The 18,251-nt window shown below is 74.0% G+C and carries 19 protein-coding genes; 13 read left to right on the forward strand and 6 right to left on the reverse strand.

All coding sequences use genetic code 11. From position 1 onward, the window contains the following. Positions 1-82: 82 nt before the first annotated feature. Genes AB0F11_RS15960 through AB0F11_RS15980 form a run of 5 tightly spaced genes read left to right on the forward strand, consistent with a single transcriptional unit; the run spans position 83 to position 5,569 of the window. Entirely contained in the window at positions 83-1,060 is a 978-nt protein-coding gene (locus tag AB0F11_RS15960; RefSeq protein ID WP_362173117.1) for a DUF2520 domain-containing protein, read from the forward strand. Then, positions 1,057-2,061 carry a pantoate--beta-alanine ligase gene (gene panC / locus AB0F11_RS15965; RefSeq protein WP_362173120.1) on the forward strand — a complete coding sequence of 335 codons (1,005 nt, stop codon included), beginning with the start codon at positions 1,057-1,059 and terminating at the stop codon, positions 2,059-2,061. Before AB0F11_RS15960 ends, panC begins: the two co-directional genes overlap by 4 nt. Beyond that, positions 2,058-3,791 carry an L-aspartate oxidase gene (locus AB0F11_RS15970; RefSeq protein ID WP_362173122.1) on the forward strand — a complete coding sequence of 578 codons (1,734 nt, stop codon included), beginning with the start codon at positions 2,058-2,060 and terminating at the stop codon, positions 3,789-3,791. Before panC ends, AB0F11_RS15970 begins: the two co-directional genes overlap by 4 nt. Beyond that, a complete protein-coding gene (gene nadC, locus AB0F11_RS15975) occupies positions 3,788-4,756 on the forward strand; it encodes a carboxylating nicotinate-nucleotide diphosphorylase (protein WP_362173125.1) in 969 nt (322 codons plus the stop codon). Before AB0F11_RS15970 ends, nadC begins: the two co-directional genes overlap by 4 nt. A gap of 3 nt (positions 4,757-4,759) precedes the next feature. After that, complete coding sequence (locus AB0F11_RS15980) at positions 4,760-5,569, forward strand: type III pantothenate kinase (RefSeq protein ID WP_362173128.1); 810 nt, start codon at positions 4,760-4,762, stop codon at positions 5,567-5,569. 21 nt (positions 5,570-5,590) lie between these two features. On the opposite strand, the gene AB0F11_RS15985 is transcribed toward AB0F11_RS15980, so the two are convergent. Beyond that, positions 5,591-5,800 (reverse strand): hypothetical protein, encoded by a 210-nt coding sequence (locus AB0F11_RS15985; protein ID WP_362173131.1) that lies wholly within the window; start codon positions 5,798-5,800, stop codon positions 5,591-5,593. 237 nt (positions 5,801-6,037) lie between these two features. Between AB0F11_RS15985 and AB0F11_RS15990 the strand changes: the two genes are divergently transcribed. Continuing rightward, positions 6,038-7,159: a DUF5937 family protein gene (locus tag AB0F11_RS15990; protein WP_362173134.1), complete on the forward strand. Its 1,122-nt coding sequence runs from the start codon at positions 6,038-6,040 to the stop codon at positions 7,157-7,159. A gap of 186 nt (positions 7,160-7,345) precedes the next feature. Continuing rightward, positions 7,346-8,902, forward strand: coding sequence for a M28 family metallopeptidase (locus AB0F11_RS15995; protein ID WP_362173137.1), 1,557 nt, complete (start codon positions 7,346-7,348; stop codon positions 8,900-8,902). 245 nt (positions 8,903-9,147) lie between these two features. Here AB0F11_RS15995 and AB0F11_RS16000 read toward each other — a convergent pair whose 3' ends face one another. Then, the gene (locus AB0F11_RS16000; protein ID WP_362173140.1) at positions 9,148-10,134 is read right to left on the reverse strand and encodes an SAM-dependent methyltransferase; all 987 of its coding nucleotides are present in this window, start codon (positions 10,132-10,134) and stop codon (positions 9,148-9,150) included. Between the two features lie 107 nt (positions 10,135-10,241). Between AB0F11_RS16000 and AB0F11_RS16005 the strand changes: the two genes are divergently transcribed. Together AB0F11_RS16005 and AB0F11_RS16010 are read left to right on the forward strand one after the other, a co-directional pair. Then, the gene (locus tag AB0F11_RS16005; protein WP_362173142.1) at positions 10,242-11,444 is read left to right on the forward strand and encodes a sensor histidine kinase; all 1,203 of its coding nucleotides are present in this window, start codon (positions 10,242-10,244) and stop codon (positions 11,442-11,444) included. A 17-nt stretch (positions 11,445-11,461) separates the two neighbouring features. Next, entirely contained in the window at positions 11,462-12,136 is a 675-nt protein-coding gene (locus tag AB0F11_RS16010; protein ID WP_362173144.1) for a response regulator transcription factor, read from the forward strand. Positions 12,137-12,158: 22 nt separating this feature from the next. Here AB0F11_RS16010 and AB0F11_RS16015 read toward each other — a convergent pair whose 3' ends face one another. Then, a complete protein-coding gene (locus AB0F11_RS16015; protein ID WP_362173362.1) occupies positions 12,159-13,511 on the reverse strand; it encodes a PH domain-containing protein in 1,353 nt (450 codons plus the stop codon). Between the two features lie 44 nt (positions 13,512-13,555). Then, positions 13,556-14,047, reverse strand: a complete 492-nt coding sequence (locus AB0F11_RS16020) for a PH domain-containing protein (protein WP_362173147.1) — start codon at positions 14,045-14,047, stop codon at positions 13,556-13,558. Positions 14,048-14,078: 31 nt separating this feature from the next. Here AB0F11_RS16020 and AB0F11_RS16025 point away from each other — a divergent pair, with 31 nt between their 5' ends. Both AB0F11_RS16025 and AB0F11_RS16030 read left to right on the forward strand, forming a co-directional pair. Next, the gene (locus tag AB0F11_RS16025; RefSeq protein WP_362173150.1) at positions 14,079-15,221 is read left to right on the forward strand and encodes an NADH-quinone oxidoreductase subunit D; all 1,143 of its coding nucleotides are present in this window, start codon (positions 14,079-14,081) and stop codon (positions 15,219-15,221) included. A gap of 44 nt (positions 15,222-15,265) precedes the next feature. Next, positions 15,266-16,150 carry an arylamine N-acetyltransferase gene (locus AB0F11_RS16030; RefSeq protein WP_362173153.1) on the forward strand — a complete coding sequence of 295 codons (885 nt, stop codon included), beginning with the start codon at positions 15,266-15,268 and terminating at the stop codon, positions 16,148-16,150. A 21-nt stretch (positions 16,151-16,171) separates the two neighbouring features. Here the strand turns inward: AB0F11_RS16030 and AB0F11_RS16035 are convergent, their stop codons facing one another. Then, positions 16,172-16,489: a hypothetical protein gene (locus tag AB0F11_RS16035; protein ID WP_362173155.1), complete on the reverse strand. Its 318-nt coding sequence runs from the start codon at positions 16,487-16,489 to the stop codon at positions 16,172-16,174. A gap of 84 nt (positions 16,490-16,573) precedes the next feature. Between AB0F11_RS16035 and AB0F11_RS16040 the strand changes: the two genes are divergently transcribed. Together AB0F11_RS16040 and AB0F11_RS16045 are read left to right on the forward strand one after the other, a co-directional pair. Beyond that, on the forward strand, positions 16,574-16,789 hold the full coding sequence (locus AB0F11_RS16040; protein ID WP_362173158.1) for a hypothetical protein: 216 nt from the start codon (positions 16,574-16,576) through the stop codon (positions 16,787-16,789). A 91-nt stretch (positions 16,790-16,880) separates the two neighbouring features. Continuing rightward, positions 16,881-17,234, forward strand: coding sequence for a hypothetical protein (locus AB0F11_RS16045; protein ID WP_362173161.1), 354 nt, complete (start codon positions 16,881-16,883; stop codon positions 17,232-17,234). Positions 17,235-17,265: 31 nt separating this feature from the next. Here the strand turns inward: AB0F11_RS16045 and AB0F11_RS16050 are convergent, their stop codons facing one another. Then, positions 17,266-18,144 (reverse strand): NAD(P)-binding domain-containing protein, encoded by an 879-nt coding sequence (locus tag AB0F11_RS16050; protein WP_362173164.1) that lies wholly within the window; start codon positions 18,142-18,144, stop codon positions 17,266-17,268. Between the last annotated feature and the right edge of the window lie 107 nt (positions 18,145-18,251).

Consider the following 18,251-nt stretch of genomic DNA (forward strand, 5'->3'; position numbering starts at 1 on the left):
GATCGCCGTCTTCGCCCAGGGGCTAGCATGGCGGCGTATCGTCCGGTACCCCCCGCGGACTGGAACGGAAGGCCCTACCCGCGTGAACGCACCCCATCAGACGGAACCCCGGGATCCGTCCGCCCGACCCGCCCGGCTGACCGTCGGCGTCGTCGGGGCCGGCCGGGTCGGCCCCGCGCTGGCGCGCGCCCTGCAGCTGGCCGGCCACCGCCCGGTGGCCGTCTCCGGCGTCTCCGACGCCTCCCGCCGGCGCGCGGAACGGATGCTGCCCGACGTGCCGCTCGTCACCCCGGCGCAGGTGCTCGAACGGGCCGACCTGGTGCTGCTGACCGTGCCCGACGACGCGCTGCCCGCGCTGGTGCAGGGGCTCGCCGACACGGGGGCGGTGCGGCCCGGGCAGCTGCTCGTGCACACCTCCGGCCGGTACGGGGCCGGGGTGCTCGACCCGGCTCGGCGGGCGGGCGCGCTGCCGCTGGCGCTGCACCCCGCGATGACGTTCACCGGCACCGAGGTCGACGTGCAGCGCCTGGCCGGCTGCTCCTTCGGCGTGACGGCCCCCGAGGAGCTCCGGCTGGCCGCGGAGGCGCTGGTCATCGAGATGGGCGGGGAGCCCGAGTGGATCGCCGAGGGCGCCCGCCCGCTGTACCACGCGGCCCTGGCGCTCGGCGCGAACCACCTGGTCACCCTGGTCGCCCAGGCGATGGAGCTGCTGCACAAGGCGGGCGTGGGGCACCCCGACCGGATGCTCGGCCCGCTGCTGGGCGCGGCCCTGGACAACGCCCTGCGCTCGGGTGACGCGGCGCTGACCGGCCCGGTGGCCCGCGGCGACGCGGGCACGGTCGCGGCACACGTGTCGGAGCTGCGCAAGCACGCGCCGGGCACGGTCGCCGGCTATCTGGCGATGGCCCGTACCACCGCGGACCGGGCCCTCGCGCACGGCCTGCTCAAGCCGGAGCTCGCCGAGGACCTCCTCGGGGTCCTGGCGGACACTGCGGACGGCGTGGACACCGCGCCCGGAGACGGCGGCGCGGACGGCGCCGGAAGGAGCGACGGCCGGTGAGCCACGAGCTGCTGCTGATCGACACCGCGGAGGAGCTGGCCAAACTCCCGCGCTCGGGTTCCGGTCCGCGCGCCGTCGTGATGACGATGGGCGCCCTGCACGAGGGGCACGCCACGCTGGTCCGGGCGGCGCGGGCGCAGGCCGGCCCCACGGGGCAGGTCGTGGTGACCGTGTTCGTCAACCCGCTGCAGTTCGGGGCGAACGAGGACCTCGACCGCTACCCGCGCACCCTCGACGCCGACCTGGAGATCGCCCGTGCGGCGGGCGCCGACGCCGTGTTCGCGCCGGCCGTCGAGGAGGTGTACCCCGGCGGCGACCCGCAGGTCCGCATCAGCGCCGGCCCGATGGGCGGCCGCCTGGAGGGCGCGACCCGGCCCGGGCACTTCGACGGGATGCTGACCGTCGTCGCCAAGCTGCTCCACCTCACCCGGCCCGACGTGGCGCTGTTCGGGCAGAAGGACGCCCAGCAGCTGGCGCTGATCCGGCGGATGGTGACCGACCTGAACTTCCCGGTCGAGGTGGTCGGCGTACCGACCGTCCGCGAGGAGGACGGTCTCGCGCTGTCCTCCCGCAACCGCTACCTGTCCACCCCGGAGCGGCGCACCGCGCTGGCCCTGTCGCGCGCCCTGTTCGCGGGCCGGGACCGGCTCGCCGCGCAGGCCGCGCTGCGGGCCCGCGCCGAGGCCAACCCGGCCAGCGACGAGCGGGCGACCGCCCTGGCGCGGCTCGGGGAGATCCGGGCCTCGGCGGACGCGCACGCCGTGTCCGCCGCCGGGACCGGGCTGCCGGACGCCGTACGGGCCGCGGCCCGGCACGTCCTGGAGGAGGCGGGCCGGCACGAGCCGCCGCTGGTCCTGGACTACCTGGCCCTGGTGGACCCGCAGGACTTCACCGACGTCGGCCCCGACTTCACCGGACGGGCCGTGCTGGCCGTCGCCGCGAAGGTCGGCTCGACGCGGCTGATCGACAACATCCCATTGGAGTTCGGAGCACACTCGTGAGCACCCCAGGCACAGGCCCCGCCGGTACCGGCATACGGCTGCACGCCCCCGCCCCCGGCTGGGCCGTCGAGGCCGACGTCGTGGTCGTCGGCTCCGGCGTGGCGGGCCTGACCGCCGCGCTGCGCTGCGCCGCCGCGGGCCGCCGTACGGTCGTGGTCACCAAGGCCCGGCTGGACGACGGCTCGACGCGCTGGGCGCAGGGCGGGATCGCCGCGGCCCTCGGCGAGGGCGACACCCCCGAGCAGCACCTGGACGACACCCTGGTCGCGGGCGCCGGCCTGTGCGACGAGGCGGCGGTCCGGCTGCTGGTGACCGAGGGGCCGGACGCGGTGCGCCGGCTGATCGAGACGGGGGCCGTCTTCGACACCTCCGCCGAGACCGGCGAGATCGAGCTGACCCGCGAGGGCGGCCACCACCGGCGCCGCATCGCGCACGCCGGCGGCGACGCGACGGGCGCGGAGATCTCCCGCGCGCTGGTCGAGGCGGTGCAGGCCGCCGGTATCCGTACGGTGGAGAACGCGCTGGTCCTGGACCTGCTGCAGGACGCCGAGGGCCGTACGGCCGGCGTCACCCTGCACGTGATGGGCGAGGGCCAGCACGACGGCGTCGGCGCCGTCCACGCGCCGGCCGTGATCCTGGCGACCGGCGGCATGGGGCAGGTGTTCTCCGCGACCACGAACCCGTCGGTGTCCACCGGCGACGGCGTGGCGCTCGCGCTGCGCGCCGGGGCCGAGGTCTCGGACCTGGAGTTCGTGCAGTTCCACCCGACGGTGCTGTTCCTCGGCCCGGAGGCGGAGGGCCAGCAGCCGCTGGTGTCGGAGGCGGTCCGCGGCGAGGGCGCGCACCTGGTCGACGCGGACGGCGTCCGCTTCATGCTGGGCGCGCACGAGCTGGCCGAGCTGGCGCCGCGCGACATCGTCGCCAAGGGCATCATGCGCCGCATGCAGGAGCAGGGCGCGCAGCACATGTACCTCGACGCCCGGCACTTCGGCGCCGAGATGTGGGAGCAGCGCTTCCCGACCATCCTGGCCGCCTGCCGGGCGCACGGCATCGACCCGGTGACCGAGCCGATCCCGGTGGCCCCGGCCGCGCACTACGCGTCCGGCGGTGTCCGCACCGACCTGCACGGGCGGACCACGGTTCCCGGCCTGTACGCGTGCGGCGAGGTCGCCTGCACCGGTGTGCACGGCGCGAACCGGCTGGCGTCCAACTCCCTGCTGGAGGGCCTGGTCTTCGCCGAGCGGATCGCCGCGGACATCGTCCGCAGCGCCGCCTCGGGCAGCGGGCCGGGCATACCGGTGCCGTCGACCGGCCCGCTGCAGCCCGCCGAGGCGCGGTACGAGGTCCAGCGCATCATGACGCAGGGCGCGGGCGTGCTCCGCTCGGCCGCGTCCCTGCAGGAGGCCGCGGCCGCCCTGGAGGACCTGTACGCGACCGCCCTCACCGCCCTGGAGACCGAGGGCAAGACGGCCGTGCCGGGCACCGAGACCTGGGAGGCCACCAACCTGCTGTGCGTGGCCCGGGTGCTGGTCGCCGCCGCCCTGCGGCGCGAGGAGACCCGCGGCTGCCACTGGCGCGAGGACTTCCCCGACCGCGACGACGCCGCCTGGCGCCGCCACCTCGTCGTCCGGCTGTCCGCCACCGAGAGGCGGGCCCTGGTCGTCACCCCCACCGACTCCGCGGACCTCCCGTCCGTACAGCACCCCCTGAGCCAGGAGCAGTCATCGTGAGCACCCCCGAACTCCCCCTGATCGACCAGAACGAAGGCGGCTGCGGCGACGACTGCGGCTGCGGCGACGGCGAGCAGAGCGGCCTGGACCCGGCCCTCGCCCAGCTGCTGACCGACGCCGGCCTCGACCCCGTCGAGGTCGAGGACATCGCGCACATGGCGCTGGCCGAGGACCTCGACGGCGGGGAGGACGTGACCACGGTCGCGACGGTCCCCGAGGAGGCCGAGGCCATCGCGGACTTCGTCGCCCGCGAGGACGGCGTCGTGGCCGGTCTGCGGATCGCCGAGGCCGTGTTCTCGGTGGTGTGCACCGAGGCCTTCGAGGTGGAGCGGCACGCCGAGGACGGCGACAGCGTGAAGAAGGGCGATGTGCTGCTGTCGGTGCGGGCCCGCACCCGCGACCTGCTGACCGCCGAGCGCAGCGCGCTGAACATCGTGTGCCGGCTGTCCGGCATCGCGACGGCGACCCGCCGCTGGGCGGACGTGCTGGAGGGCACCAAGGCCAAGGTCCGCGACACCCGCAAGACGACTCCGGGCCTGCGCTCGCTGGAGAAGTACGCGGTGCGCTGCGGCGGCGGCGTGAACCACCGCATGTCCCTGTCGGACGCGGCGCTGGTCAAGGACAACCACGTCATCGCGGCGGGCGGGGTCGCCGAGGCGTTCCGGGCCGTGCGCGAGGCGTACCCGGAGCTGCCGATCGAGGTCGAGGTCGACACGATGCACCAGGTCCGCGCGGTCATCGACGCGGGTGCCGACCTGATCCTGCTGGACAACTTCACCGTCCCGGAGACCGAGGAGGCCGTCACGCTGGTGGCCGGCCGGGCCGCGCTGGAGTCCTCCGGTCGGCTCACCCTGGAGACCGCGCGGGCGTACGCCGAGACGGGCGTGGACTTCCTGGCCGTCGGCGCGCTCACCCACTCCTCGCCCATCCTGGACATCGGCCTCGACCTGCGCGAGGCGGTGTAACCGGTGCTGCTCACCATCGACGTCGGCAACACGCACACGGTGCTCGGCCTGTTCGACGGCGCCGAGATCGTCGAGCACTGGCGCATCTCGACCGACCCGCGGCGCACGGCCGACGAGATGGCCGTCCTGATGCAGGGCCTGATGGGCATGCACCCGATGCTCGGCAGCGAGCTGGGCGACGGCATCCACGGCATCGCGATCTGCTCGACGGTGCCGTCGGTCCTGCACGAGCTGCGCGAGGTGACGCGCCGCTACTACGGGGACGTGCCGGCGGTGCTGGTCGAGCCGGGCATCAAGACGGGCGTGCCGATCCTGATGGACAACCCCAAGGAGGTCGGCGCGGACCGCATCATCAACGCGGTCGCGGCGGTCGAGCTCTACGGCGGGCCGGCGATCGTGGTCGACTTCGGTACGGCGACCACGTTCGACGCGGTGTCGGCGAAGGGCGAGTACGTGGGCGGGGTGATCTCCCCGGGCATCGAGATCTCGATGGAGGCCCTCGGCGTACGGGGCGCGCAGCTGCGCAAGATCGAGCTCGCCCGGCCGCGGCACGTGATCGGCAAGTCGACGGTCGAGGCGATGCAGTCGGGCGTGGTGTACGGGTTCGCGGGGCAGGTCGACGGGGTCGTGACCCGCATGGCGCGGGAGCTGGCCGGCCCGCACGGCGACCCGGACGACGTCCGGGTCATCGCCACCGGCGGTCTGGCGCCGATGGTGCTGGGCGAGTCGTCGGTGATAGACGACCACGAGCCGTGGCTCACCCTGATCGGGCTGCGCCTGGTCTACGAGCGCAACGCGCCGAACTTCGCCTGAGGTGCTCCGGTCCGGGCCCTTTCAGCAGGGCCGGGGCCGGGTGAGCAGGCGGCGGAGGGCGGCGCGCCAGGGGTGGTGCGCCGCCCGCCCGTCCAGGACCGCCCGGAACTGCTCGTAGGTGCGGGCCGCGCGCAGGACGGCGACGTCGTCGCGGCCCGGCGGCGGGGGCAGGGGGTCGCCGTGCTGGGACGCCCGGTAGGTGTCGATGAGGTACTGCTCGATCGCTGTCATCCCTCCACCCTGAACCCTTGCGGCCCGGCCCGCTCGTCGATTGACGCCCGCCGTCAATCGACGTCCTGACCAGCACGGAAGCCGCGGCACCGGAGCCCGGGAGGCGGGCCCCGGGCGCGCCGATCCGGGCGGTGGCGCCGTCGCCCGGCTCACCGGCGGGGCGGCACCGCCCGCGGGCGCCCCGCCGCGGGCGCCGCGGTGCGCCCGGGGGCGGGGTGGACCGGCCAGAATGGCCCGATGAGCGTCACGATCGACATCGCCGGGCTCCCCGAGGAGAGCATCACCTTCGCCCCCTCTCCGCTCGCCGAGCTCTGCATGACCCTGCACGCGCTCTCGCAGCCCGCCCACCACCCCGGCCTCGCCTCCTGGACCGCCGCCACCGCGGCATCCCTCGACCCGTGCCTCGCGGACCGGCTGCTGGAGGGCGACTTCATGTGGCGCTCCTCCTTCGCCGACATCTTCATGCCCTTCGCCGGGGTCCCCGGCGGCACCGGCCGGCCCGCCGCGACGCTGGCCGAGGAGCTCGACGTACTCGACCGGCTGGACGACGAGCGGTTCGTGATGGCCGCCCTGGAGCACTGCTGGCTGGCCCTGTACAACGAGGGCGGCGGGCCGTCCCCGCTGACCGATGCCGGCGCCCGCGCCAAGGTGCTGGAGACCGCGGCGGCCCGCGGGCCCGGCCGGCTGGAGTTCTCCCGGCGGCTCCTGGACGACACCGCGGCCGTACGGGTGTGGATGCGGCGGCTGCTGGAGGACTGCGACGAGGCCTTCTTCGGCGAGACCTGGCGGCGCATCGAGCCCGAGCAGACCGCCGACGCCCGGCACAAGACCGAGGTGCTGCGGCGCAAGGGGCTGCCCGCGGTGCTGAGGGAGGTCTCCGGCGCCCTCAGCGTCGACGAGGCGCGCACCGTCATCACCGCCGACAAGATGGTCACCGGGCAGGCCACCGCGACCGATCCCGAGATAGGCGCCGGCCTCGTCTTCGTGCCGACGCACTTCGGCTGGCCGCACCTGCTGGTGCTGCACGCCCCCGGCTGGCGGCCGGTGATCCACTACCCGCTGCGCTCCCCCGAACTGCCGTCTTCCGGTTCGGTCGAGCTGCTCCAGCGGCGGATGGAAGCCCTGGCCCACCCGATGCGGATGATGCTGTGCCGCAGCCTGGCCCGCGCGCCGTACACCACGAGCGAGCTGGCCACCGTCCACGGGATCACCCCGCCGGAGGTCTCCCGGCACCTGTCGGCGCTGAAGAAGGCGGGCCTGCTGCACACGCGGCGTCAGGGCCGTTATGCCCAGCACCAGTTGGATCTGGGCGTGGTCGCCCGGATAGGCCCGGATTTCATCGAAGGCATCCTGCGCTAGGCGGGAAGAGCGGAGCCGGCCGGATTCCGACGGCGCGTACGCACCGATATACGGAATTCACGAACCGGAATCAGTTCAAGGTCTGGCCAGATCCGCCCGCAGGTCTATACCGTGCGTCCACCACTCCCCCCACGTACCGCGCATCGCTTCCGTCTGCCAGCTCGCACCTGTCGTGGAAGGACCTTCATGCCCTCACGCCGTATAGCCGCCGCAACCTCTGCTCTCGCGGCCGCCGCCCTCGTCTCCCCGCTGATGCTGGCCGGACCGGCCGGCGCCACGGGCAGCCCGGCAAGCGATACCGCCCGGGGCGACGCCCTGGCCAGGAAGCTGGTCAAGGACTCCACCGGCAAAGGCGCCAACAACCACCTGAAGGTCTTCCAGTCCATCGCCGACTACAACAACGGCACGCGCGTGGCGGGTTCGAAGGGCCACGTGCAGTCCGCCCAGTACGTCGAGGCGGTGATGAAGGCCGCCGGGTACAAGGTCTCGCGCAACGAGTTCGAGTTCGTGTACGTGGAGACCATCGCCGAGACGCTGAAGGTGAACGGCGCGAGCGGGCGGGACGTCCCGATCAAGCTGATGACGTACACCGCGAGCGGCCCGGCGGACGGGGTGACGGCCCGGATCGCCGCCGTCCCGGTCGACGCGGACAACACCACCGGCTGCCAGCCCGAGGACTTCGCCGCGGGCGCCTTCACCGGGAAGATCGCGCTGATCCGGCGCGGCGGCTGCACCTTCGCGGTCAAGCAGGCCAACGCGGCGGCGGCCGGCGCCGTCGGGGCGGTCATCTACAACAACACCGACGGCGCCCTCAACGGCACCCTCGGCGACGCCAACGCCGGGAAGGTCCCGACCGGCGGCATCACCAAGGCCGAGGGCGAGAAGCTCGCCGCCGAGGCCGCGGCCGGGCCGGTCGAGGTCACCCTGGACATCCGCGAGTTCCGCGAGAACCGCAAGACGTTCAACGTGATCGCGGAGACGCAAGGCGGCGACGAGAACAACACGGTCTTCCTCGGCTCGCACCTGGACTCGGTGGCCGCCGGCCCCGGCATCAACGACAACGGCTCGGGCTCGGCCGGCATCCTCCAGGTCGCGCAGCGGCTCGCGGGCGACCAGAAGAAGATCAAGAACAAGGTGAAGTTCGCCTGGTGGTCGGCGGAGGAGTTCGGCCTGCTCGGCTCCGAGGCGTACGTGGGCGGGCTCACGGACGCGCAGAAGAAGCAGATCAAGCTCTACCTGAACTTCGACATGATCGCCTCGCCGAACGCGGCGTACTTCGTCTACGACGGCGACGACTCCGACCACGTCGGCTCGGGCCCCGGCCCCGAGGGCTCCGCCCAACTGGAGAAGGGCATCACCGACTTCCTCGACGCGCAGGGCATCCCGCACGAGGGCTCGGACTTCACCGGCCGCTCCGACTACGGGCCGTTCATCGAGGCGGGCATTCCGTCGGGCGGCACCGACACCGGGGCCGAGGGCATCAAGACGGCCGCGCAGGCGGTGAAGTTCGGCGGTGAGGCGGGTGTCGCGTACGACGTGAACTACCACGGCAAGGGCGACACGATCGCGAACATCAACCAGAAGGCGCTGGACATCAACGTCGACGTCATCGCGAACGCGGTGGGCCACTACGCGTACGACCTGGCTCCGCTGAGCCGCCCGGTCACTTCCGCGCCGACGGATGGCTCCGCCGGCAGCGGCGGCGGCCTCCGCGAGGGCCACGCCCACGAGGCCACCGAGTAGCCACCTGGCTCCCGCTGCGCGGAGCCGGTCCCCTACCCGCCCCTTCCCGCTGTGCCGGATGTGCGGCTCCGCCGCGTGGCGGGCTCCGCCCCGGACCCCGTTCCGTGCGCTCCGCGCCCGGTGCGCTCAAACGCCGCGCGGGCTGAAGTCAGCCCCGCCGGCGTGTGAAGCATTTCGGGAAGGGGCGGGGAGGGGAACCGGCTCCGCGCAGCGGCAACCGGCGGCAACCGGCGGCGGCGCCCGGGTCAGAGGGGCCAGGCGGGGATGCCGCCGACGCCCTCGGCCAGCCAGACGAAGTCGCCCAGGCCGCCCCGGGCGGTGAGCTCCGCGGCCTCGCCGGCCGACGCGAGGGCGCGGACGTAGCCCGCGGGATCCGCCGCGGCGAGGGACAGCGGCGGACGGGCGCCCGAGACGCCGAGCTGCGCCAACGCCTCGCGCTGCGTCAGCAGCACGGCGCCGGCCCCCGCGCAGGAATCCAGCGCCACGTGCGCCGTGACGTCACAGCTCCCGTCCGGCACGGGCGCCACCTCCCGCCCCTCCCGAAACCCGGCCAGGGTGCCGTACACCGGCCGCCCGCCGGCCAGGGTGTGGGCGTAGTCCACGGCAACGGCAACCCCCGCCGCAAGGCACGCAACGGCAGCCGCCCACGCCTCGTCCCGCGCCCTCCCGATCTCCACCCGCCCCCCGCCGGGCCACCACCGCTCGACCCACGCCCGGTCACCCGCGTCCAGCGCCCCGCCCGGGCTCTCGCTCCCGTCCGCGGCGACCAGCACGTACCGCCCGTCCTGCGCCACGTCCAGCGGCACGTTGTCCAGCCACTCGTTCGCGAACAGCAGCCCCACCGCCCCCGCCGGCGGCTCGGCCACCCACCGGATCCGCGGGTCCAGCCCGTCCGGCCGCGCCGCCTTCTCCACCGCGTACACCCGCACCCGCGCGGCCGTCCCGGCCGGCAGCGCCGCCAGCACCCCGGCGGCCAGCTCCCCGCGCCCGGCCCCGACGTCGACGAAGTCGAGCCCCTCCGGGTGCCCGAGCTGCGCGTCCACCCGGCACAGCAGCCGCGCCACCGCGCCCGCGTACAGCGCCGAGGCGTGCACGGACGTGCGGAAGTGCCCCGCGGGGCCCGGCCCGCCGGGGCGCACGTAGAAGCCGCCCGGCACGTACAGCGCCCGCTCCATCGCGGCCCGCCAGCGGACCGGCGTTCCGTCTTCACCCTGAGTGCCCTGCGTGCTCATCCCCCACAGGCTAAGCTCGCCCTCCACCTTGCGGAGTACGGCCCCGGATCACGGATCGCCCCTGTGGTTGACTCCAGCACCTTTCTCCCTTGCCTACTCTGGGTTACGTGCAGCGTCTCTACGACTTCCTCCGCAGACACCCGACGGGCGTCGACACCTTCTGGGCTGTCCTCCTGTGCGGGATCGCGATGCTGGAGGTCACCGGCAGCAGCGCGTACGGCGCGGCGGCCAAGCTGCTCGCCGTCCCTTCGGTGCTCGCGATGGGCGCCGTCGTCTCGCTGCGCCGCAGGTGGACGCAGCCGATGTTCTGGACGGCGGTGGGCACCGGCGTCTACCAGCTGCTGACGGGCACCGAGATCCACTCGGGCGACTTCGGCATGCTGATGATCCTCTACACGGTGGCGGCGTCCGCCGAGGTCTCGCGCAGGTTCTCCCGTACCGCGTTCGCCATCGGGATGACCGCCTCCCCCCTGTACGCCTTGCGCTTCCACGTGGACAAGGGCGACACCGTGGACAACGTCTTCTTCACGCTCTTCGCGATCGTCCCCTTCGCCCTGGCCTGGGTGCTGGGCGACTCCCTGCGCACCCGCCGGGCGTACTACGCCCAGCTCGTGGAGCGCAACCAGCGCCTGGAGAAGGAGCGCGAGGCGCAGGCCAAGGTGGCCGTCGCCGCCGAGCGCGCGCGGATCGCCCGCGAGCTGCACGACGTGGTCGCGCACAACGTGTCGGTGATGGTGGTGCAGGCGGACGGCGCCGCGTACGTGATGGACGTGGCGCCGGAACAGGCCAAGGAGGCCCTGCAGACCATTTCCGGCACCGGCAGGCAGGCGCTGGCCGAGATGCGCCGCCTGCTGGGCGTGCTGCGCACCGGGGAGCCGCAGGAGTCGGAGGACTACGTGCCGCAGCCCGACGTCGAGCAGATCGAGGTGCTCGTGGAGCAGGTGCGGGCGGCCGGCCTCACCGTGGACTTCGAGGTCGAGGGCGCGCCCCGCAAACTGCCCAGCGGCGTCGAGCTGACCGCGTACCGGATCGTGCAGGAGGCGCTGACGAACACGCGCAAGCACGGCGGTCCGGACGCCAGGGCGAGCGTCCGGCTGGTCTACTTCGACGACGGGCTCGGCCTGCTCGTCGAGGACGACGGCCGGGGCGCGGCGCACGAGCTGTACGAGGACGGCGGCGCGGACGGCGCCGGGCACGGGCTGATCGGCATGCGGGAGCGGGTCGGTATGGTCGGCGGAACCCTGGACGCGGGCCCGCGTCCGGGCGGAGGCTTCAGGATCAGCGCTCTGCTCCCCCTCAAGAAGAAGTGACGAGGTCGAGGTAACTGATGTCCATCCGAGTGATGCTGGTCGACGACCAGGTGCTGCTGCGCACGGGGTTCCGGATGGTGCTCGCGGCCCAGCCGGACATGGAGGTCGTCGCGGAGGCGGGCGACGGCCTGGAGGCCCTGGAGGTGCTGCGGGCCACGAAGGTGGACGTGGTGCTGATGGACGTGCGCATGCCGCGGCTGGACGGGGTCGAGGCCACGCGGCGGATCTGCGAGCCCGACGAGCACCCCAAGGTGATCATCCTGACCACCTTCGACCTGGACGAGTACGCGTTCTCCGGGCTGAAGGCGGGCGCGAGCGGGTTCATGCTCAAGGACGTGCCGCCGGGCGAGCTGCTGGCGGCGATCCGCTCGGTGCACAGCGGTGACGCGGTGGTGGCCCCGTCCACGACGCGGCGGCTGCTGGACCGGTTCGCCCCGATGCTGCCGACCAGCACGCAGGAGCCGCAGAACAAGGAGATCGAGCGGCTGACGGAGCGCGAGCGCGAGGTCATGCTGCTGGTGGCGCAGGGGCTGTCGAACGGCGAGATCGCGGCCCGGCTGGTCCTGTCGGAGGCCACGGTCAAAACACACGTGGGCCGCATCCTGACCAAGCTGAGCCTGCGCGACCGCGTGCAGGTGGTCGTGCTCGCGTACGAGTCCGGCCTGGTCAGGGCGGGCGGCGGGGCCGGCTAGCGGGCAGCCCTGGGGTGGGCGTTCAGGCCCCCGGGCCCGTCATCCAGCGGTCCGGGCGGGCGTCTGCACGGGAGGTGCGGGAGCGGTCCGCCTGGGCGTGCAGCAGGGCGGCGGCCTCGTCGGCGGCCCGCAGCCGGGCGGTGACGGTGGCGTCGGCCCCGGTGTCCACGTGGACGTCGGCCACGCCGCGGGCCCGCTGCCACGGGCCCCGGGTCAGGCGGACGCTCTGCACCTTGGCGTGCGGGACGATCTCCGTGCGGCGGCACAGCAGGCCGCGCCGGGTCGCGAACACCTCCGGCGAGACGGCCAGGCCGTAGCCCCTCCACCACAGCGGCACCACCCAGCGCGCCCCGCGGCGCGGCGACGGGGCGAAGACCAGGGCGGCCCGGTCGGCGCCCGGCAGGACCCGGGCGATCAGCGCCTGCGCCTCGGCCCGCGGGGCCACCGGGGCCAGCACCCCGTTCTTCGAGCCGGCCACCGACAGCTCGATGCGGACCCAGCCGCGGCGCCGCCACAGCAGCGGCTCCACGATCCGTACGGACTGCACGCGCCCCGGCGGCACCGTCTCGTGGGCCCGGTCCAGCAGCCCGTGGTCCAGGCGCAGCCCGTCAGGGGACTCCGCGACGCGCCAGTCGTACTCCTCCATGAAGCGGCCGGCGGTGCCCGCCCAGGCCCCGCCGAGGAGCGGCAGCAGGATGCCGAGGGCGGCCCACGGGTTGTCGCTGAGCCACCAGACCACCACAGGGGCGGCGGCCACCACGGGCAGCGCCGACCAGGCGGACAGGGTCAGCGCGAGGGAGACGGCGAGGTCGCGCGGGCGCACCCGCAGCAGCTCCCGCTGCGGGGCCTCGCCGACGGCCGCCGCCTGCTCCGGGGAGAAGCCGGCGGCCCGGGCCAGCAACTCGGCGCGCAGGGCGGCGGCCTCCCGCTCGCCGAGGAAGGCCAGCTCGTCCTTGTCCTCGGTGCCGATGACGTCGAGCCGGAGGGCGGCGACCCCGGCGATCCGGGCCAGCAGCGGGCGGGTGACGTCGATGGCCTGGATGCGGTCCAGGCGGATGTGCGCGGTGCGCCGGAAGACCAGGCCGCTGCGGATGCGCAGCTCGGTGTCGGTGACGGCGTAACGGGTGGACCACCAGCTCAGGAACCCGTAGAGGCCGAAGAGCAGGACGAGCGCGGCCAGGGAGAGCAGCTGCAGGGCGGGGGTCAGGCCGCCGATCCACTCGGAGAGCCGCTCGCCCTGCTGGACGACCGCGCCGCCGGTCGCGGCGATCGGCACCCAGGCGCGGCGCAGCGGGGTGAGCACGTGCAGCCGCCGCTCGGCGGCGGTGCCGGTGCCGGTATCGGTGCCGGTGCCGGTATCGGTGCCGGCGCCCAAGGCGGCATGTGCAGCGCCGGCGCCGCTGTCGAGGGGGTCTGCGGTCACAGGCCCGCCGACCTTGCCTCGCCCAGCTCCGTCAGCCGGTCCCGCAGCCGCTCGGCCTCGGCGGGCGCGAGACCGGGGATCTTCGCGTCGGTCGCCGCGGCCGCCGTGTGCAGCTGTACGGAGGCCAGCCCGAAGCGCCGCTCCAGCGGGCCCGAGGCCACCTCGACCAGCTGCATCCTCCCGTACGGGACCACGGTCTGCTCCTGCCACAGCACGCCCCGGCTGATCAGCAGGTCGTCGGCGCGCTCGGCGTACCGCCAGGACCGCCAGTTCCGGCCGAGCAGCACCCACCCCCAGGCCAGGACGGCGAGCCAGAGGAGCCCGCAGGCCGCCCAGGCGGGGCCGGCCAGCAGCCCGGGCACGAGGGCGGTGACGGCGGTGAGCGGCACCGTCCACAGCACCAGCAGCAGTCGCCTCAGCCGCAGCAGTCCGCCGGGCAGCCGCACCCACTCGGGGTGGCTCGTCTCACCCTTCGTCCCCGTTTCCATGCCCCCACCCTAGGGCTGCGAGAATGCCCGCATGACGGAGACCACGGTCGGAATCGGCGGCGCGGCGGAGAGCACGGACATGGTGCTCAACATCGGACCGCAGCACCCTTCCACGCACGGCGTGCTGCGCCTGCGCCTCGTCCTGGACGGGGAGCGGATCGTCAGCGCCGAGCCGGTGGTCGGCTACATGCACCGCGGCGCGGAGAAGCTGTTCGAGGCCCGGGACTACCGGCAGATCGTGATGCTGGCCAACCGCCACGACTGGCTGTCGGCGTTCTCCAACGAGCTCGGCGTGGTCATGGCGGTCGAGCGGATGCTCGGCATGGAGGTCCCCGAGCGGGCCGTGTGGATGCGGACCCTGCTCGCCGAGCTGAACCGGGTGCTGAACCACCTGATGTTCCTCGGGTCGTACCCCCTCGAACTGGGCGGAATCACCCCGATCTTCCACGCGTTCCGCGAGCGCGAGGAGCTCCAGGCGGTCATGGAGGAGATCTCCGGCGGCCGCATGCACTACATGTTCAACCGCGTCGGCGGCCTCAAGGAGGACCTGCCGGCCGGCTGGCTCGGCCGGGCGCGCGCCGCGATCGCCGACGTCCGCACCCGCATGGACGTGTACGACAAGCTGGTCCACGGCAACGAGATCTTCCGCGGCCGCACCCGCGGCGTCGGCGTCCTGTCGGCGGAGGCGGTGCACGCGTACGGGGTCTCCGGCCCGATCGCCCGCGCCTCCGGCGTCGACTTCGACCTGCGCCGCGACGAGCCGTACCTGGCCTACGGCGAGCTGCAGGACGTCCTGAAGGTCGTCACCCGCAAGGAGGGCGACTGCCTGGCCCGCTTCGAGTGCCTGCTCGACCAGACCCACAACTCCCTCGACCTCGCCGAGGCCTGCCTGGACCGGATGGCGCAGCTGCCGCCCGGGCCGATCAACCAGCGCCTGCCGAAGGTGCTGAAGGCGCCCGAGGGCGCCACGTACGCCTGGACCGAGAACCCGCTCGGCATCAACGGCTACTACCTGGTGTCCAAGGGCGAAAAGACCCCGTACCGGCTGAAGCTGCGCTCGGCCTCGTACAACAACATCCAGGCGCTGTCGGTGCTGCTGCCGGGCACGCTGGTCGCGGACATGGTGGCGATCCTCGGCTCGCTGTTCTTCGTCGTCGGCGACATCGACAAGTGACAACTCCGAGGAGCCGGAAGGCGGTTTGCGCCTAGGGTGCGGGGATGACCCCACGCATAGGCGACGGCTTCGAAGGATTCCACGGCTACCTCCGGCGGCTCGGATTCGCACGGCCGCCCCGGCCGACCGCCGAGGCGCTCTTCGCCCTCCAGCGCGCCCACCTCGAGCGCATTCCGTACGAGAACGTCGACATCCAGCTCGGCCGGCCGGCCGGCATCGCGCCCGAGCTGTCGGTGCGCCGCTTCGCCGCCGGGCACGGCGGCTACTGCTTCCACCTCAACGGGGCCTTCGCGCTGCTCCTGGAGTCCCTCGGGTACGAGGTGACACGGCACCTCGCGGGCGTGCTCGGGCCGGCGGACCGCGAGCGGCGCGATGTGAGCGGCGACCACCTCGCGCTGACGGTGAAGGTGGAGGGCGAGGAGTACTTCGTCGACGCCGGGCTCGGCGACGGGCCGCACGAGCCGCTGCCGCTGCGCGCCGGGACCCACCGGCAAGGGGCTTTCACCTACGAACTGGCCCCGCTGGAAGGGGAGGCGCCCGGCTGGCGGTTCGTGAACGAGCTGGCCCCCTGCCCCGTGGTCAACATCCTGTCGGCGCCCGCCGCGACGGCCGACTTCGAGGCGGAGCACGAGCGGCTGTCGACCTCGCCGGACTCCGGCTTCGTCCGCACCCTGGCCCTGCTGCGGCGCGACCCGGACGGGGTCGACACCCTGCGGGGCCGGGTGCTCAGCCGGATCGACCCGCTGAAGGGCACGACCGAGCGGGTCCTGGACACGCCCGGGGAGTTCTTCTCGGTGGTCGGCGGCGTCTTCGGCCGGACCCTGGACGACCTGACGGCAGCCGACCGGGAGGCCCTGTGGTCCCGGGTGGTCACGGCCCACGAGGCCTGGCTGGCCTCCCGGGAGGGCGCGAAGGCGGAGCGGGAGTAGCCGCCCCGCCACCCGGAGGCGCTACCTGCCCGGGATCCTGCCCGGCGCGCGGGGCGGGCGGTGCGAGTACGGGATCAGCGCCAGGGCGAGCAGCATGACGGTGACCGCCGGCGCCGCCAGGGCCGCGCTGTACGCGGCCTCCACCGCGAGGAGCGCGGCCAGTTGGACCCCCAGCGCGAGGCCGGCGACCACTTGGGCCCAGCCGAACAGGCCGGGCCGGCGGACCAGTCCGCGCTGCCGGCGCGGCATCCAGCCCCGGGTGAGCGCGGCGGCGCCCGAGCACAGGAGCAGCAGCGCCATCACCGCGATCGGCGCGGCCGCCCACAGTCGCCATCCCATCCCGGGCCCCCCTCCGTCGACTGCCGCAGATGATGCCACGGGGCCGGCCGGGGTTCTGTCGGTGGGGGCGGGCACACTGGGGGCATGGCCCATTCACCCCGACGTTCCTGCCCCGTGTGCGGGCGCGACTGCGCCGTGACCGCCGGCCGGATCGCCCGGCACGATCCGCCGTCCGGGCGGGAGCGGGCCGGACTGGTGTCCTGTTCGGGATCCCGGGCGCGGGTGGTGCTCGGCGCCTCGGCCCCGACGCTGGACGGGTTCGTCCTGTCCGAACTGCCTGGGCAGCTGCCCCTCTTCTGAGCAACGGGCCGGCGGAGTTGAGTACGGCGGACCGTCCGGCTGAGTAGCTCCGCGCATCCGCCGACCTGGCCGGGCGGGCCACGATGGCTCCATGACCTGGAACCAGCCGTACGACACCACCGCCGCCGCTCCCACCGCCGCCGCGGCGCGGCCCGACAGCCCGTCGATGGGGATGCGCCGGAGCTCGGGCATCGCCGGCGTTCTGCTGCTGCCCGCCCTGGTCGCCGCGAAGGTCGCCGTGCTGATGTCGGAGACGGGCAGCCGGTGCCTGATGTACGGCGGCTGCCGGCCCTTCCCCTTCACCCTGTTCGGGGCGGTGTGCATCGCGGTCCTGGCCGCCGCGGCCGTGGTGATGACCGCGCCGCGCAAGTACCAGTCCGCGGCGCTGACGGCGCAGCTGCTGCTGGAGGCGGCGGCCGTGGTCCTGGTGTGCGCGTACCCCTGAGGCCCCGCGCGGCCCGGGGTGCGGCCGGCCCTCAGGCCGCGGACTGTCCCGCCGGGGCGAGCAGTTCGACGAGCCGGCTGCTGCTGTCCGCGCCGAATCCGGCCTCGACCCCGCGCCGGTACAGCTCGGCGTGGGCGGCGAGGATGCCCGTGTCGATGCCGGAGCCCGCGGCCGTGTGCAGGACGTGCTCGACGCTCGCGGCGCACATGGCGAGCCGGTCGACGGTGCCGGTGTGGTCGTCCGCGTCGATGCGCGGGGTGTAGAAGTCGAGGAAGCCGCGCATGCTGTCGGTGGTCGAGGCGGCGTACGGGCGGATGTCGGCGGCGGTCAGGCCGTTGGCCCGGGCGAGGGCGACGGCCTGGTGGAAGCCGGTCATCGCGGTCCAGAACATGATCATGTTGAGCTGGTAGTACAGCTGCGCATGGCCGGGGTCGGTGCCGCGGAAGTCGGTGGTGCCGAGGACGTCGAGGGCGGCGCGGTGCGCCGAGTGGAGCGCCTCGGGGCCGCTGATGAAGATCGACGAGTCGGGCTTGCCGATGCCGGACGGCGGGACGTTGACCCCGCCGGTCAGGTATCCGGCACCGCGGGACCCGGCCCAGCGGGCCGCTTTGCGCGCCTGCTCGGGGACGTCGGAGGACAGGTTGGCCAGCGTCCGGCCGGCGAGGTCGGCGTCCGCGAGGGTGGTGAACAGGGCGTCGACGTCGGTGAGGCTGACGACGGTGAGCTCGCTCGCGCGGACGGCGTCGGCGGCGGAGCCGGCCCGGCGGGCGCCCCGCGCGACGAGGTCGGCGTCCTTGCCCGCGCTCCGGTTCCAGACGGTCACCTCGTAGCCCGCGTCGAGGTAGGCGGCGGCCATGGCCCGGCCCATGGGTCCGAGGCCGAGGACGGTGATGGCACGGTGCTGCTGCATGACGGAGTTCTCCCCGGTCGAAGGACTAGAACGAACGCTCTATCCAGAGTCTGGGAGACCGTATCACGCACTAGAACGAGCGCTCTATCCAGTTACCGGGGTAGGAT

The sequence above is a fragment of the Streptomyces sp. NPDC032472 genome (assembly GCF_040636955.1).
In the GTDB taxonomy this organism is placed as follows: Bacteria; Actinomycetota; Actinomycetes; order Streptomycetales; family Streptomycetaceae; genus Streptomyces.

Coding starts and splice junctions, on each gene's coding strand:
- AB0F11_RS16000 (WP_362173140.1), bottom strand. CDS start 10,134: ATGAGCACGCAGGGCACTCAGGGTGAAGACGGAACGCCGGTCCGCTGG.
- AB0F11_RS16030 (WP_362173153.1), top strand. CDS start 15,266: ATGACCCCACGCATAGGCGACGGCTTCGAAGGATTCCACGGCTACCTC.
- AB0F11_RS15990 (WP_362173134.1), top strand. CDS start 6,038: ATGAGCGTCACGATCGACATCGCCGGGCTCCCCGAGGAGAGCATCACC.
- AB0F11_RS16040 (WP_362173158.1), top strand. CDS start 16,574: ATGGCCCATTCACCCCGACGTTCCTGCCCCGTGTGCGGGCGCGACTGC.
- AB0F11_RS15995 (WP_362173137.1), top strand. CDS start 7,346: ATGCCCTCACGCCGTATAGCCGCCGCAACCTCTGCTCTCGCGGCCGCC.
- AB0F11_RS16035 (WP_362173155.1), bottom strand. CDS start 16,489: ATGGGATGGCGACTGTGGGCGGCCGCGCCGATCGCGGTGATGGCGCTG.
- AB0F11_RS16010 (WP_362173144.1), top strand. CDS start 11,462: ATGTCCATCCGAGTGATGCTGGTCGACGACCAGGTGCTGCTGCGCACG.
- AB0F11_RS16050 (WP_362173164.1), bottom strand. CDS start 18,144: ATGCAGCAGCACCGTGCCATCACCGTCCTCGGCCTCGGACCCATGGGC.
- AB0F11_RS16045 (WP_362173161.1), top strand. CDS start 16,881: ATGACCTGGAACCAGCCGTACGACACCACCGCCGCCGCTCCCACCGCC.
- AB0F11_RS16020 (WP_362173147.1), bottom strand. CDS start 14,047: ATGGAAACGGGGACGAAGGGTGAGACGAGCCACCCCGAGTGGGTGCGG.
- AB0F11_RS16025 (WP_362173150.1), top strand. CDS start 14,079: ATGACGGAGACCACGGTCGGAATCGGCGGCGCGGCGGAGAGCACGGAC.
- AB0F11_RS15985 (WP_362173131.1), bottom strand. CDS start 5,800: ATGACAGCGATCGAGCAGTACCTCATCGACACCTACCGGGCGTCCCAG.